The sequence below is a fragment of the Amycolatopsis sp. NPDC021455 genome, from assembly GCF_040640995.1.
In the GTDB taxonomy this organism is placed as follows: domain Bacteria; phylum Actinomycetota; class Actinomycetes; order Mycobacteriales; family Pseudonocardiaceae; genus Amycolatopsis.
Map to the genome: position 1 here is coordinate 77352 of NZ_JBFACT010000012.1, position 14754 is coordinate 92105.

Sequence of the window (14754 nt, forward strand, 5' to 3'; positions counted from 1 at the left end):
CCACGCTCTGGGGCAGCGGAGACACGGTTGCCGGGCGGGTCACTGCACGTGCTGGAGACTGGAAGGCAGTCCGACAGCACATCGCTGCTGACGTTTCCGTCCCGGCGTTCGATGCTGGTAGGGAGAACATCGCTTCAGGTTGATCTGCGGCGGACGCCGGAGTAGCCGCTTGATCAGGTGGGCTGCTGGGCCAGCGCGGCGGCGAGATCGGGGACGAACTCGCCTGCCCGGCTGCTCGGCGCGGTTCCGCAGGAACCGTCCGAGATGCCGGGCGTTGTCAGCCACAACTGCTGCACGTCGTCCTGGCGGGGTGTCAGCGACATGTACTGGCCGGCGCGGGCGCCCGGCGGGTTGCAGGTGCCGGCGACCGGAACGTCGTTGCGGCTGCCGTCCACGACAGCGGTGTAGCCGGTCCTTCCGGCGGCTGCGCGGATCGCGTTCACGGTGGTGGTCGCTTTGTCGATCGGTGTGTAGCCGCCGACGTTCACGGCGAAACCGTCGGCGCCCGCCGGGGCCAGCAGGGCGGCCGCGTCTTGAGGTGAAGCCGCGTCACTGACGTCGATCAGGACCGTCGCCGTCGTGGCTTGCCGGATCGTGCTTACCGCGTCGGAGAGGACTTGTGCACGGTCGGCGCAGGCGTGACCTGCCTGGACGACCACGAGAGCCGGGGTGTTTCCCAGGCCGTGTGCCAGCTCGGCGAACCAGCCGTGGTGGTCGCTCGCACACCCGCCCGTCCGGTCCGGGCTCGCCAGGAACACCGGAAGCAGGTGCGCGCCGGCCGCGCCGGACGCGACGCGACGCACGTCGGCCGCCACCTCGGCTGTTGGTGCCGTGACGAGGTGCGCCGCCGGTCTGGTCGCGATGTGCGTCCGGATGAGTTCCGCCCGCGGGTCGGCCGGTGCCGTGCGCAGCCAGAGCGCCGCGGGATTGTCCGGGTCGACGTAGAGTCCGCGAGTGCCTTGGAGCAGCGGAAACGGGCGTCCCGGTGCCGGCGGGTCGATGGCGGTGCCGGCGGGCCCGCATGCGGACAGCACCACGAGACCGGCGCCCACGCCGAGTGCTGTCCACCGGCGCACCCGAGCTCGCCTGCCGACTGGTTTCATCGGCTCCTCACCGCCTGTTCGCGTAGAAGGGCCCCGAATCCTCCCACGCTATCCGGTAACCGCGGAACTCACGCGGCCGCTGCGAGGTGTCTTCACCTTTCGCGACGGCGAGCCAAATGAGCCACTCTCCGTCGCGAAAGGTGAAGCCGCCGCCGTGCAGGGTGGGGTCCCGCCGGATGAGCAGGCGCAACGCTTCCTGGTCTTCTTCTCCGGGGAGCCCGGCCATGGGATCCACTGTTCCGCCGCCTCTCAGCCCGGGCCGACCACTCCCTCGGTGACGATGGTGGGCACTTTCGTCAGGGTGTCGAGGACGCTGTGGTAGACGGTGTCGTTGTTCATGTGGGTCAGAACCTGGTCGTAGTGCATGCCGAGGGTGGGGGTGATGACGGTGTTGTAGATGCTCTTGAGCGCGTCGGTCTCCTGCTGGGTCATGTGCAGCGCCGCGCCGTTGATCGCGGAAGCGGTGTCGTCGAGGTGCTGCTGCGTCACCACATACGCCGGGTCGCGGGGATTGGCCATGGCCGAGGCCACGTAGTTCCGGTACTTGTCGTAGAGACCGCGAGCACCGGCCTTCTCGTAGTCGGAAGCGGGGGACTCGATGCTGCGGTTCGTCACCGTCTCGGCGTTGAGGTAGAACAGGTGGGTCAGCAGGCTCCCCAGCCTTGTCTGGGCGAGGAAGTTGTCGCGGATGTTGTCGGCGAGCGGGATGTCGCCGTTGAGGGGCAGCGCGTACATGTTCCCCACCGAGTCGAAGACTCCGCATCCGCTGTCGGGCACGTTCTCGAGGATGACCGGGGTGATGCCGTCGCCGCCCAGACGCACGAGCGAGCCCGAATCGCCGGGCCAGCCCATCCGCTCGGTCGCGATGAGGTTGTCGAAGCTGTAGTAACGGCCGTCGTCCATGTGGACTTTCGTGGAGTCCATGACGTTCACGATCTGGGTCGAGCTGTAGCCGGTTCTGGCTCCGACCTTTTCGATCGGCTCGAACATCTGGTAGCCGCTGACGTCGAACGTGCTGTCGGCGACGACCATCGACACGCCGAGCCGCTGCAGCATCGGTTCGAGCCTGACGATGAAGCAGCGCGAATGGTCCGAGTTCGACGCGAAGAACAGCCCGATCGCCTTGTTCTGCGGGCTGTTCGGGCTCATGCGGTTGCCGGGGTAGCTGGTGGTCCAGCCGCTCTGGTCGTACAGCCGCGCGATGGCGCAGTCCATCGTGTTCTTCGCGAAGATGCCGGTCAGGTAGGGCACGTAGCCGGAAAGCTCTCCGACGACGGAGGCCGCTTCGTTGTCCGAATCGGGGAACGGCTGGGTCATCTTGTCGCCGATCACCGGCTCGGCCTGGTGGAGCCGGTCGAGGTTGACCATCACGTGCGCGTTGGAGAGGGCGTGGACGACGCCCTGGGCGTCCTTGACGAACGCCGCGATCGTGCCGCCGTAGTACTCGATTCCCCCGCCGTCGGCGGTGTGACGAGTGGTCAGGTCGACGATGGCGGCGCCGGCCTGCAGTGGCCGGGTCTGCACGGCGAGCATCCACTTCTTCTTCGGGTCGTTGCCGGCGCCCGGGAATTCCTGCTGCCCGCAGAAGCGGACGACTCCCGTCTCGACCACGTCCACCTTGTGGCTGATGCCGTCGACGTCGATGCGGTCGGGCAGGATCTCGTCGGCGCGGAGGTAGCCGGGCCTGCGTTTCTTGACCACGCCGACGGTGACGGCGGGTTCGTCGGTCCACTCCCCGCCTCGCTGGCGGGCCCCCACCCCGACGGAGGTGATGTTGGAGTGGGTCCAGAAGCGTTCTTTGATGAGCCCTTTGCCGTGAGTCAGCCGGGTCTCGGTGGCCGGGTCGAGCACGGTTCCTCCTTCGTGGCGCCTCAGGCGGCGAGCCGGTAGCCGGTCCAGCCGGTGGTCAGCGTGCGTTCGTGTGCGGTGTCGAACAACGCCGAAGGCGCCGCCGGGTTCCACAGTCCACTGTGGAGGTCAGCGGTCACGGTGCCGGTGGCCTTGTGCCAGATCACGAGGTCGGGCAGGCCGTCGCCGTTGACGTCGGTGAGCGTCCGCGTGTCCGCGGCGACGACACCAGTCGGCTGGAGGGTGTAGAACTTGGCCTGCCAGTGACCGCTGGAGTCGAGTTCGGCGAAGATGTCCAGCAGCCGGGCGCTGCCGTCGGTGAAGGTCATGTAGAGGTCGGGGAAACCGTCCGCGGTGACGTCGGCGATCGACATCGAGGTCACGGCCTGCATGTTGTCGAGAAGTTTCCCGCGGTTGCTCAGCTGCGGCCTGCCGCCGGCGTCCGGACCCTCGTTGACGTAGAGGTAGTACCCGTTGTCCCCGCTGTAGCGGAAAAGGATGTCCGCGAGTCCGTCGAGCGTGGTGGGGTCGTTGGGGTCGCGGCCGACGAAGTCGGCGAGCGCCCAGAGGCTGCCTGCCTGCCAGCCGGTGGACCAGGTGTACTCGGGGTTCAGGGTCGCGGTGCCGTTGAACGTCCCGGAGTGCGCGGCGATGTGCATGCTCCCGTCCGTGGCGAAGGTCAGGATGTCGCGGTTGCCGTCGCCGGTGAGGTCACCCTGTCCGAGCCAGGTGCGGTCGGCGCCGGTGGTCCCGATCGCCGTGCTGGAGCTGAACGCGCCGGTTCCGTCGGCGGTGCCGGCGTGGACGCTGATCTGGTTGGTCCCCGTGGACACGGTGACCAGGTCGGGGCGGCCGTCACCGGTGATGTCCCCCCGTCCCGCGGCCAGTGCCGTGTGCGCCTGCCGGTGCGCACCCGGCCCTGATCTCAGCAGCTCGCGCAATGGACTGGTGGCGGGTATGACGGGCAGGGCGATCGCCGTGGTCGATGGTTCTGCCGCGGCGGTGTTCGCCCCGGTCACGAGTGAGCTGCCGAGCAGCAGCGTGGTGACGATCGTCGTGATCGGGCGGATCATGCGGACGTCCTTTCTCCGGTGGGTTCTCGGGGTGGTGTCAGTGCCGGTTCCGCCATGGCGCGGCAGAAGTCGAGCAGGATCGCCCGGGCGGTGGGTGCCGGGATGCGGCGGGCCAGCTCGGTCGCCGCGCTGTACTCGGCTCGAGCGTGAACGCGGGTGAGGTGTACTGCCCGTGTCCACATGACCGGGTCGGCTGCCAAGGCTTCCGCCGTCACGTCGCCCTCGCCGCTCAGCAGGTGCGGCAGGGCGGACAGCCGTACGTCGAAGAGGCCGGGCAGCGTGGTGTCGAGCCGGGTGGGCAGGCCGCTGAGGGCCAGCAGGTCTTCGGTGTGGCCGAAGAGCCGTCCGAGGCTCGCGCCCAGCTCGCGCAGCAGCGCCACGGTTTCGTCGGACGCGCCCGCGAGCTGGGCCCCGATCCGGGCCGGGAACTCGAACAGCGCGGCGAGAAACGGCGACGGGTCGCGCGTCCTCGGGGTCTCTCCGAGCTGGTCACCACGGTGCTCGGCCAGCTCGGCCAGCCAGTCCGCGAAGGCGGTGTCCAAGTCCCCGTCCCGGCCCGCGATCAGGTTTCCGGCTTGCGCCAGCAGGAAGTCGCCCGCGAGGATCGCGCTCGCCGACGCCCAGTCGACCCCGCGGACGGGTGTTGTGGTGACCGGTGACGCGGTCAGCCCCAGCATGCCGAGTGTGGTCAGTTCGACGGCGGCGCCGACGTCCGCGCGGCGGATGTCGGGCGGAGCGCCCTCGGCACACAGCGCAGCCCCGAACAGCAGGGCGGGCCGGAGGTTCTGCCGGCCCTCGTGCCGGCCGGCGGCGACGATCGACGCGACGAAGGGCCACCGGTCGCGCACCGCGGCGAGTGCCAGTTCGGAGCAGCCGGCGAGGAACGGGTGCAGTGCGCGGGCCGGCCGGGAACCGGCGAGAACGGCGGACTCCGGGGTCAGGGTGGCGAACCCACCTGGCACCAGCACCGCGGTGCGGGCCTTGACGAAGAACGGGTTCTCGCTGTGCGCGGTCGCCGCGAGCACGCGCCAAGCCAGGTGGAAGTGCCGGGACAGCTCGTGCACGCCCTCGCCGTAGCCGGCGAACGTCCCGGCAACGCCGGCCCGGTACCGCTGTGCCGCCGCGCCCGGGTCATCGCGGTGGGTCACGATCGACTCCGCGGCCAGGAGCGCGCTCCGGACACCGTTGTCCAGAGCTTGCCCGGCGAAAGGGTCGAGCAGGCCCAGCGCGTCTCCGACCACCAGCCTGCCCTCGGTGACGGACGCGCCGGGGGTGAACGACGTCCCGGCGACCCCGGCCACCAAAGGACTCGTGGCGACGAGAGAGCGGTACCGCGAATCGGCTCCGATGAGGGTTTCGAGCGCCTGTCCCATCAGCCTTCCGGCGTCGATCTCACCGCAGTCGTCCAGCGCGGTGACGGTGACGCTGACCTGATGGTCATCGTCCGGTGCGGGCAGCACGCGGATCGATACCGCCGTGCCGTGCCGCGAGGGGATCCGGAGGTGGACATCCGTGCCGGTGCTGAAGGCGCCGCGGAACCGGCGCGTGCAGATCACCGCGTCGCCGTGCGAGGCGCGACGCGATGACGAGGTCCACCCGGTCGCCAGCACGACGTGCCGCGCCCGGACCAGGACGCTTCCGCCCTCCGGTAGCGCGAGGTGCAGGGTGTCGCCCTCGACAGCGACGAAGTCTGCCGCCATCCTCCGGCTACCTGCTTGTTCCGCGCGTTCGGCGGCGCGCCGCTCCAGATCGGACTTGCGGCAGATCACCAGCCCGGCGTCGGCCCAGCCGGCGGTCACGTCGTCGCCGAAGTGCGCCCTGTACGCACCCGCTCGCCGGAGCGGAACCGTCGGCGCGACCAGCCGCGCCATGCGCTCAGTCAGCAGGACGTCGTAGTCGCCGCCCGTCTCCCGCGGCCGCCCGACAAGGATGGTGGTGACAAGGCCGTGACGGGCCAGCTCGGCCGCGGTGGCACACCCTGCGACCCCATCACCGACCACCGCGGCGTCCACCGTGATCAGTTCGGCCACAGGACGTCCTGGAGGCGGAGGAGCTCGCGACCCGGCGCGGTACTCGCCAGTGCACCGAGCGAAGTGACCGCGCGCTCGAAGTGCTCCCGGGCCAACGCCTCAGCACGGGCGAATCCGCCGCCCGCCTCGACCAGCGCGCGCACCTCCGGCAGGTCGTCCCGCGAAAAACCCGGTGAGAGCAGCAGTTCCGGCAACCCCGGCGTGTTCCGCTGGATCGCGTAGAGGGTGGGCAGGCCGAACAACCCCAGAACGTGGTCCGTACCGGTGGGCTTGCCCCCAGGATCCTCCTGCAGGTCCAGGCAGTCGTCCATGATCTGGAACGCCGTGCCCAGCTCGACGCCGAACTCCGTGAGCGCCGCGAGCACGGCGGGTTCCGCGCCCGCTTCGAGAGCGCCGAGGACGCAGCAAAAGCGGAACAATTCCCCGGTCTTCCGGCGAACGAGTTCCAAGTAGCGGTCGACGGGAAGATGCGTGTCGAAGGATCGTTCGACGTCGAGCAACTCCCCGTAAGCCAGCTCGGCGGTGACCGCGGCGACGGCACGGCTGATACCGGACCCGAGCCGCGCCGCTTCCCGCGCGGCACGTGCCATGCACAACGCTCCCGCCACAACAGCCGGTTCCGGTCCGGCGACGACGTGCGCGGCGGTGTCACCACGACGCGTGGCAGCTCGGTCGATGACGTCGTCGTGCAGCAACGACGCGACATGCAGGAGCTCGACCACCGCGCCGAGAGCCACCAGCCGGTCCCGGCGGGGCCTGCCGAACCGGGAACACACCTCGATCAGGTGCGAACGCAGCCCCTTGCCCCCGGCCCGCACCAGCGGCGCCACCAGCACACGCTGGTTTGCCGGAATCCCGGCGAGCAAGTCAGTCAGCTGTTCCCGCACTCGAAGCGCGTAGGCCCGGTCCCGTATGACCGGGCGCGTCATCCCGAGACGCGCAAATGGTAGTGCTTCGCGAAGTCGAGCCACAGCTCGGCGGAAGCGTCGGCCGCGGCGTCGAAGTGCATCGTCACCGTCGAGAGAGCGAGCGCCGTGACGGGTGTGAGCAGCCGTTTCGCACCAGGGTCACCTTGGATCCTGCGGCCGAGGCCCGCGATCACGCACGCCTTGTCCGCGCCCGCGGCGCCGAGTTCCCGCAACACCCGCGCACCCTGCTGTGCCTGTGCTCGCCTGGCGGGCGCCAGGGAGCCGAGCCGCTGCTCAAGCCGGTTCCGGGTCGCCCGCGAGAGCGGCGTGCCTTCTTCGCCGAAGGACGGTAGCGGCGCAGGGGCCGTGGCGACCGCCCGGCACAGCGCGAGCACCGCGCCGAGGTCATCATCCGGCCAGGAGAATTCCGTGGCTTCCGCAACGGAGACACCACCGACGGCCAGGGCGGCCGTTCCCGCCAACACCATTGAGCAGCGCACGAACCGGCGTCTGCTCAGTTCCCGGGAAAGTCGTCGTTCGTCGTCATGCGTCACCGCAGCCCCCCGCCACGTATTCAGTGCTCCGTCGTCACAACGGACGCTGATCACGTCGCAGCTTGCCAATGCCCCGTTATCAACGGCACAGCTTGTCACCAGAATGGCCTAGTTCGAAAGGCGCCAACCGTACATATTTCTGGTCTACAACCAACGCGGGACGGGGTGTCCCAGCCCGGGCGGATGTCGTCGGCCCGATCGCTCTGGCCACACCTTGAATGAGATTCGCCGACGGATCCACCCGGACCGAGCAAGACGGTTCGCCCATCGACATCCGCGACGCGCGTATCCGCATGACCGAGCAGGTGCACTTCGTGGACGAAAACGGCGTGCCTGTCGGCCGGTCGCCCGACGACATCGAAATCGCCCGCGAGGACCTGTCCCGGATCCTGGCCGACGCGCTGCCCGAAACCTCGGAGCTGCGCCTGAGCGAGTCGGTGACGTCGATCGCCGAGCACGACGACCGGGTGGATGCCGGTTTCGCCTCCGGCAACTCGGAGAGCTACGACCTCGTCCTCTGCTCCAGCCGGTTGCGGCGGGTCGGTAGCGGTCCGCAGGGGCGCCGGACCGCTCCGCGGCCGGACCCCTGCGGTCCCAAGCTGCCCACAGGTCGAAGCAGGTCGCCTCGTTCGCAACGCGGTGCCGCGCAACGTTCGCGATGGGCGTGGCCCGGCCGAAATCACCGGGGCAAGGTGGGCGGACGCGGTTCCCGTCCCCGGGGGCGACTCAGGCCATCATGGCGATGAGGGTGGCCAGGGCGGGTGCGCCCTGGCCGATCAAGCCCTTGATCCGCCCCCGGCGGGGGTCGAAGGCGATCAGCGCCACGCTCGCCGCGAGCATGGACACGCCGGCGGCCAGGACGAGGGCTTGGCCGGCCTCGATCGCGCCCGAGTGGGCCGCGGTCAGCCCGGCGAGCACCTGCAGGGCCAGGAGTGCGTTGTAGCAGCCCTGGTGGAACGCCCAGGGGCGCACGACGGCGAGATCCGCCGCGCGCACCTCGAACATGGCGTGCACCTCGGGTCGCCCGAAGCGGACACTTTCCATCGTGAAGATCCACAGGTGCATCAGCGCCGCGGCCAGCGCGAGCAGCTGTGCGGGGATGTTCATCGGGGTCGCGCCAGCCGCAGGGGCGCGTCCGGGAGCAGTGCGCCGGTCTCGTCCAGTTCGGCGAGCAGGGCGGGCACTCCCACGGTGAGCATCTTGGTCCGGACCGCGCCGAGCAGCTTGGCCATGGCGAACCCACCGACGCCGGTGAATCCGGTGTGGTGGTAGGTGAAGCGGGTTCCCTCGGCTGTGGGCTCGAGCCGGTAGCGGACGTGGCTGGGTGTCTCCCCTTCCGCGCCGACCCAGGTGTAGTGCAGCAGTTCCCGCTCGCGGACCTCGAGCACCTCGCAGTCGACGATGCCCCGCCAGCCGGGCATCGGCTTGGCGACGAACTGGAACTTGTTGCCGGCCACCGGCTCGAACCCGACCGCGCGGGCGCCTTTGCCGGTCGAGGTCCAGTACGGGATCAGCTCCGGGTCGGTCATGGCCCGCCAGACCTTCACGGCCGAGTGGGGGTAGTCGCGAACGATGTGGATCTCGGACACTGCGGACTCCTAACTTCAGTGGCTATAAAATTACTGTAGCAGAATTTTTCATGTGGCTGAAGTAGGATGGTCGCATGACGACAACGGGAGCCGGCCGGCCGGCCGTCGAAGGGTTGCGGGAGCGCAAGAAACGGGCGATGCGCCGGCAGCTGTCGGACACCGCCGCGCGGATGTTCCTCGAACGCGGCTTCGACGCCGTCCGGGTGGCCGACGTCGGCGAAGCGTGCGGAGTGTCCGAGAAAACCGTCTTCAACTACTTCCCGAGCAAGGAAGCGCTGCTCCTGGACCGGCTCGAGACAACCGCCGACGCGTTGCGCACCCACCTGCCGGACCCGGCGCTGCCCCCGGTCAGCGCGATGCTGACGATCCTCGACCACGAACGGGACGGCCTCGCCACGGCTCTCGCCACCGACGCCGACGCCGACCGCGCGCTGGCGCAGTACCGGAAGTTCGGCGACCTGATCCGGAACACCCCGTCACTGCGGGCATATCAGAGCGACATCGCCGACCGGTTCGTCGACATCGCCGCCGAAGCGCTCGCCACCCGCGGCGGACTGCGCCCCGACGACCCCGAACCCCAGCTCGCCGCGGCGACGCTCCTCGGCCTGTGGCGGGTCCAGTTCCGCGCCCTCCGGACCCACGTGCGCCCCGGCCACCCCTTGCCGGACGCTATCGAAGCCGTGAGCCGGGACGTCCGCCGTGCCGCCCGCCTGGCCGAAGCAGGACTGGCCACATTCCCGGCACCCGCGAAACCACGCTGACCCGTCATCAGCGCGGGTGCTCGTCGCCACGAGAGGCTGCTCCGCCGCGCTGAAGAAGCCGGACGCCTTCTCGCTGACCACTCGCGGCCGGGCTCAACATCGCCAGCACCGGCGGGTACATCCCCGCCCCCTACCTGGCGGTGTACGCGGCGACGAAGGCGTATGTCGTCTCGTTCACCCAGGCGCTGTGGGCCGAAACCCGCGGCACCGGGGTCCGCGTGGTGGCGGTCAGTCCCGGCCCCACGAGGACGCCGATGAACCCCCGCGGCACGCGCAGCGCCGAGGCTGTCGCCGCCACTGTGGTGCGTGCCCTGTCCGGCAACGGACCTGCAGTCATCGACGGCAAAGCCAATGCACTGACCGCTTTCCTCCATCCCCCGATACGCTTCCGTCCCATGACGAGCCGCGTGGGCGACATCATCATCGACTGCCACGATCCCGAACTGATCGCCGGATTTTGGTGCGAGGTACTGGGCTATCGAGTCTTCGCCCGCGATGGGATCGGGGTGGCGATCCGGGGAGCGACGACCAGTCCGGACATCCTGTTCATCCGTGTCGACGAGCCGAAGACGACCAAGAACCGGATGCATTTCGATGTCTGCCCGACCGATCGCGGACAGGACGAGGAACTTGCCCGGCTGCTCGGTCTCGGCGCCCGGCGCTCGGCCATCACCGGCAGCGGCTCCTGGGTGGTACTGGAGGATCCCGAAGGCAACGAGTTCTGCCTGATGTCCCAACGGATCCCGGCCGAACCGGCCTCCTTCCACGACGCGTAGCCCGGCCCGCCGGCCGGTCAGGACGGAGGACCGGCCTTCGCCGTGACACCGTCGATGACCACCTCCAGGCACTCGCGGAACACGTCGTCGACGATGCGGCCGGGGCGGAGAGCCTGCGCACGTCGGGGGTCGAAATCCGCGGCGCGGCCTCAGGACTCGACCCGCAGACCGTGAAGCGGCTCCACGACCAGGTCGTGGCGTGGACGCGATCCGGCGAGCTCACTTTCGACGTGGTGCGGGTCCCCCTGAGCGACATCGGGACCGCCTGGCAACGCACGGACCTGCGCGGCGCCCGGCTGGTCGTGGTGCCGTGCCCCCGGCCGCCGGCACGTCCGGTGTGGACGCTACATCCGGTTCGCCGCCCGCTTGACGGTCTTGATCACCGGCGCGGTCTCGATGTGGGTGATCGCCGGCAGCGCGGCGACGCTGGTGGTCAAGTACCGGTACAGCTCCCGCTGGTTCGCGCACACCACGCTGGCGTACAGGTTCGTCGGCCCGGTCGTGGCGGCGGCGAACGCGATCTCCTGGTGCCCGGCCAGTGCCGCACCGGCCTCTTCCAGGTGCGCGGGGGCGACCGAGAGCCAGAGCATGGTTCGGGGGCCGACACCGAACATGCTTCCGTCGACGTCGATGTCCAGGTACAGCACCCCGCGTTCGCGCAGCTCGGTCATCCGGCGCCGGACCGTCGTCGGGGACCAGCCGGTCACCGCGGCCAGCCGCTCGAGCTCGGCCCGGCCGTCGGCGGCCAGCGCGGCGAGGAGCTTGCGATCCCCGTCGTCGAGCCGTACCGGTCCCGGTCGATGGGGTACCGGGGGCGGACGCAGCCGTTCGATCTCCTCCTCGTCCAGCGAACCGAGTTTGGCGACCAGGCTGTCCGGACCGCCGTAGAACGCGTGCAGCACGGAGTGCGCGGTCACGCCCTCCACGCGAGGAGTACGGGGCAGCTTCGCCAGCAGCAGCGCCTCGCTGTCGGCTTCGCTCTCCGTGCGGACCGTGCAGGTGATCTCCGTGCCTCCGGAGGTGATGCTCACCCAGGACGTGTCCGGGCGCCGGGCCAGCGCTTCGGCGACCGGGATCGACGCGGCGGGCGCGCAGCGCACCCGCAGGAACCACAGCACCGCACCCAGGGCGGCCGGATCGACCCCGCCGAGCACCCGCACCGCCCCCGCCGACCGCAACCGGGCGTACCGGCGGGCGATGGTGCGATCCGCGACGCCGAGAACTTCGGCGATCGTGCTGAAGGGCGCCCGGCCGTTGACCTGCAGGGCGTGCACGAGCCGGCGATCCAGCTCGTCGTAGTCGGATTCCACCGGCACAAGCCTAATTCGCGTCGGATACCGGCTCGATCCGGCCTACTTCTGGCGGAACCGCGTCGGCAGGCGGAGCGTTGCTCCCGTCCTGATCGACACAACCAGGAGAAACCCATGGACACCGATGTGCTCGTCGTCGGCGCGGGCCCGACCGGCATGATGCTGGCCAACGAGCTGCGGGTGGCGGGAGTACCGCCCGTGCTGGTCGACAAGCTGCCGCAGCGCAGCACGTTGTCGAAGGCGGGCGGCGTGCAGTCTCGCACGCAGGAGGCGTTCGACCAGCGCGGCTTGCTGGAACCGTTGCTGGCCACCGGGAACTACCCGGCCGGCACCGCCCACTTCGCCGGGATCACGCTCCCCCTCACCCGGGACAGGCACCGCCATCCGTGGCGGTCGGTTCCGCAGGTGGTGATCGAAGGCTTCCTCGAGCGGCACCTTGCCGCACAAGGCATCCCCGTGCGGCGCAGCTACGAACTGACCGGCCTCGCCCAGGACGAGGACGGGGTCACCGCGACCTTCGCGAGCGGCGACGTCATCCGCTCCCGATACCTCGTCGCGGCCGACGGTGGCCGCAGCACGGTGCGGTCCCTGCTGGGGGCCGCGTTCCCCGGCAGGGCAGGCACGATCACCACGGTCGCCGCCGACGTGCGGTTGAGCGGCGACGACCCGGCGATGACGCACGCCCGCAGCGAGGACGGGCACTGGGCGTCGGTGTTCCCGCTCGGCACCGATCCGCGGGGCAGGCCACTGCGGCGGCTCGCGCTGGGTGGGCCCGGCCGGTCAGTGCCCCGCGAGGTCCCGGTCACCGAGGACGAGATCCGCGACGGGCTGCGGGCCGTCTTCGGCTCCCGGGTGCAGCTGCTCGAACTGTGCTACGCCCGCCGCATCACCAACGCCGCCCGGCAGGCGGCGCGGTACCGGCACGGGCGGGTGTTCCTGGCCGGCGACGCCGCGCACGTCCACCTCCCGATCGGCGCGCAAGGCATGAACACCGGTCTCCAGGACGCGCTCAACCTCGGGTGGAAACTCGGCGCCGCGGTGCGGGGCTGGGCCCCGGAACACCTGCTCGACACCTACCACACCGAACGCCACCCGGTCGCGGCCGCCGTGCTGCGCAACGTCCAAGCGCAAAGCCTGCTGATGGACCACCAGGGCACCGGCGACCCGGACCTGACGGCCGCGAAAGACCTGTTCGCCGCTCTGGCACGACTGCGGGACGTGCAGTACCACCTCGACGACGTGTTGTCCGGGATGGGCATCCGCTACCCGATGCCGGCCGCCGAGGACCTGCCGCTCGTCGGCCTCCCCGCGCCGGACCTCGACCTCGGCCCGGTCCGGTCGCACGAGCTGCTGCGACCCGGCCGCGGCGTCCTGATCGACCCCCTCGACAGGTTCGCCAAGGTCGCCACCCTCTGGCAGGACCGGGTCGACCGCGCGGGCCAGGGCACCGGTACCGAACCGATGCTCATCAGGCCGGACGGTTACGTGTGCTGGGCAGGCAACCCGGACGACCTCGAGCCGGCCCTCGGCCACTGGTTCGGCGAGCCGCACCGACGAACAGAGCTCGACCGCTCCTGAGCCGGTCAGCCGCAGAACACTGTTTGGTTGATGGACAGCAGCGTGGAGATCGGGCTCTGTTCGGCGTCGAACGCGGTGGTGTTGACCGAGACGACGAAGCTGCGCTGCCCGTCGCGGGTACTGAAGGCCAAGCCGGCGAAGCCGACGATGCCTGCTCCGTGGCCGTACAGGGTCTGGCCGCCGCAGGCCGGGGGTAGCCGGAGGGTCATGATGCCGAGTCCGTAGCCGGCGAGGCCACCCAAGGTGCCGTTCGGGTACGGGGTCAGCATCTGATCGAGCAGGGCGGCGGGGAGCAGCCGTCCGGCCAGCAGCGCGGCGAAGAAGGTGTGCAGGTCGCGGGCGGAGGAGATCATGTCGCCGGCGGCGTCCGCCCAGGAGGGGTTGTAGGTGGTGAGGTCCACCAGCTCGGGCCGGTCGCCGTTGACGACGTAGCCGTGGGCGTGCGGTCCGGGGATGGCGGGGTCGTCGCCGGGCACGGTGGTGCCGGTCAGGTGCAGTGGCGCCAGCAGCCGGGTGCGGACTTCGTCGCCCCACCAGTGCGCGGTGACCGCCCGGATCACCATGCCGAGCAGCACGTAGCCGGTGTTGGAATAGGCCAGCCGGGTGCCGGGCGGGAAGGCGAGCGGGTGCGCGGTCGCGATGTCCACCAGTTCGCGGGGGCTCCGGTGCCGCCACCGGTCGCGCAGCACCTGTGCCGGTGTGGTCATGATTTCCTGGCCGTAGTCGTAAAGGCCGCTGGTGTGCTGGAGCAGTTCGCGCACCGGGATCGGCGGGTAGCTCGCCGGCAGCACGCCGGGCAGGAACCGCTGCACCGGATCGTCCAGGCCGAGACGGTGCTCGGCGACCAGCTGCAGGACCGTGGTGGCCACGAACGTCTTGGTGATACTGGCGATCCGGAACCGGCCGTCGGCCCGCACGGGCCGATCGGTTCGCACGTCGGCCCGGCCGGCGGTCACCCGCAACGCGCCGTCCCGACCGTCCACTGTGGCCAGGATGCCGAGGACCGGGCCGCCCGGCGCCTGCCGCACGGCCGCGGCCACCGCGGCGGGATCCAGCGGCGGCAGGGTCGCGGGTGTCGCGCCGGTCGTGACCGGAACGGCGAGCAGGGCAGCTGCCAGCGAGTTGATCAACCTCATGGGGAATCTCCTTCGGACTGGGTGCCCCGGTAGTCCACTGCCTCGCGCCGCCGGACACAGCCGGGCCGGCACCACGATGTGCGGCTGG

Annotated in this window: 15 protein-coding genes; 4 read left to right on the top strand and 11 right to left on the bottom strand. The window is 70.3% G+C overall.

Annotated elements, in window-relative coordinates:
• Window positions 1-173 precede the first annotated feature (173 nt).
• The 7 genes from AB0G28_RS17350 to AB0G28_RS17380 form a co-directional block, all read right to left on the bottom strand.
• The gene (locus AB0G28_RS17350; protein WP_361089339.1) at window positions 174-1076 is read right to left on the bottom strand and encodes a glycoside hydrolase family 6 protein; all 903 of its coding nucleotides are present in this window, start codon (window positions 1074-1076) and stop codon (window positions 174-176) included.
• Window positions 1077-1110: 34 nt separating this feature from the next.
• On the bottom strand, window positions 1111-1329 hold the full coding sequence (locus AB0G28_RS17355; protein ID WP_361089341.1) for a hypothetical protein: 219 nt from the start codon (window positions 1327-1329) through the stop codon (window positions 1111-1113).
• Between the two features lie 23 nt (window positions 1330-1352).
• Window positions 1353-2954: a hypothetical protein gene (locus AB0G28_RS17360; protein ID WP_361089343.1), complete on the bottom strand. Its 1602-nt coding sequence runs from the start codon at window positions 2952-2954 to the stop codon at window positions 1353-1355.
• Between the two features lie 20 nt (window positions 2955-2974).
• Window positions 2975-4024 carry a VCBS repeat-containing protein gene (locus tag AB0G28_RS17365; RefSeq protein WP_361089345.1) on the bottom strand — a complete coding sequence of 350 codons (1050 nt, stop codon included), beginning with the start codon at window positions 4022-4024 and terminating at the stop codon, window positions 2975-2977.
• Window positions 4021-6054, bottom strand: a complete 2034-nt coding sequence (locus tag AB0G28_RS17370; RefSeq protein ID WP_361089347.1) for a hypothetical protein — start codon at window positions 6052-6054, stop codon at window positions 4021-4023. The genes AB0G28_RS17365 and AB0G28_RS17370 overlap by 4 nt, the downstream gene beginning before the upstream one ends.
• Window positions 6042-6884 (bottom strand): polyprenyl synthetase family protein, encoded by an 843-nt coding sequence (locus AB0G28_RS17375; protein WP_361089349.1) that lies wholly within the window; start codon window positions 6882-6884, stop codon window positions 6042-6044. Before AB0G28_RS17375 ends, AB0G28_RS17370 begins: the two co-directional genes overlap by 13 nt.
• Window positions 6885-6979: 95 nt before the next feature.
• Complete coding sequence (locus tag AB0G28_RS17380) at window positions 6980-7516, bottom strand: hypothetical protein (protein WP_361089351.1); 537 nt, start codon at window positions 7514-7516, stop codon at window positions 6980-6982.
• A 218-nt stretch (window positions 7517-7734) separates the two neighbouring features.
• Between AB0G28_RS17380 and AB0G28_RS17385 the strand changes: the two genes are divergently transcribed.
• Complete coding sequence (locus tag AB0G28_RS17385) at window positions 7735-8262, top strand: hypothetical protein (RefSeq protein ID WP_361089353.1); 528 nt, start codon at window positions 7735-7737, stop codon at window positions 8260-8262.
• Here AB0G28_RS17385 and AB0G28_RS17390 read toward each other — a convergent pair.
• Window positions 8243-8623: a DUF1304 domain-containing protein gene (locus AB0G28_RS17390; RefSeq protein WP_361089355.1), complete on the bottom strand. Its 381-nt coding sequence runs from the start codon at window positions 8621-8623 to the stop codon at window positions 8243-8245. The two genes, AB0G28_RS17385 and AB0G28_RS17390, sit on opposite strands and share 20 nt — an antisense overlap.
• Window positions 8620-9105, bottom strand: coding sequence for an SRPBCC domain-containing protein (locus tag AB0G28_RS17395; protein ID WP_361089357.1), 486 nt, complete (start codon window positions 9103-9105; stop codon window positions 8620-8622). The genes AB0G28_RS17390 and AB0G28_RS17395 overlap by 4 nt, the downstream gene beginning before the upstream one ends.
• A gap of 74 nt (window positions 9106-9179) precedes the next feature.
• Between AB0G28_RS17395 and AB0G28_RS17400 the strand changes: the two genes are divergently transcribed.
• Both AB0G28_RS17400 and AB0G28_RS17405 read left to right on the top strand, forming a co-directional pair.
• Entirely contained in the window at window positions 9180-9866 is a 687-nt protein-coding gene (locus AB0G28_RS17400) for a TetR family transcriptional regulator (RefSeq protein ID WP_361089359.1), read from the top strand.
• 140 nt (window positions 9867-10006) lie between these two features.
• Window positions 10007-10642 carry an SDR family NAD(P)-dependent oxidoreductase gene (locus AB0G28_RS17405; RefSeq protein WP_361089361.1) on the top strand — a complete coding sequence of 212 codons (636 nt, stop codon included), beginning with the start codon at window positions 10007-10009 and terminating at the stop codon, window positions 10640-10642.
• 344 nt (window positions 10643-10986) lie between these two features.
• Here the strand turns inward: AB0G28_RS17405 and AB0G28_RS17410 are convergent, their stop codons facing one another.
• On the bottom strand, window positions 10987-11952 hold the full coding sequence (locus AB0G28_RS17410) for an Lrp/AsnC family transcriptional regulator (protein ID WP_361089363.1): 966 nt from the start codon (window positions 11950-11952) through the stop codon (window positions 10987-10989).
• A 114-nt stretch (window positions 11953-12066) separates the two neighbouring features.
• On the opposite strand from AB0G28_RS17410, the gene AB0G28_RS17415 reads away from it, so the two are divergent.
• Complete coding sequence (locus tag AB0G28_RS17415) at window positions 12067-13530, top strand: FAD-dependent monooxygenase (RefSeq protein WP_361089365.1); 1464 nt, start codon at window positions 12067-12069, stop codon at window positions 13528-13530.
• Between the two features lie 5 nt (window positions 13531-13535).
• Here AB0G28_RS17415 and AB0G28_RS17420 read toward each other — a convergent pair whose 3' ends face one another.
• Window positions 13536-14666: a serine hydrolase domain-containing protein gene (locus AB0G28_RS17420; protein WP_361089367.1), complete on the bottom strand. Its 1131-nt coding sequence runs from the start codon at window positions 14664-14666 to the stop codon at window positions 13536-13538.
• Window positions 14667-14754: the final 88 nt, after the last annotated feature.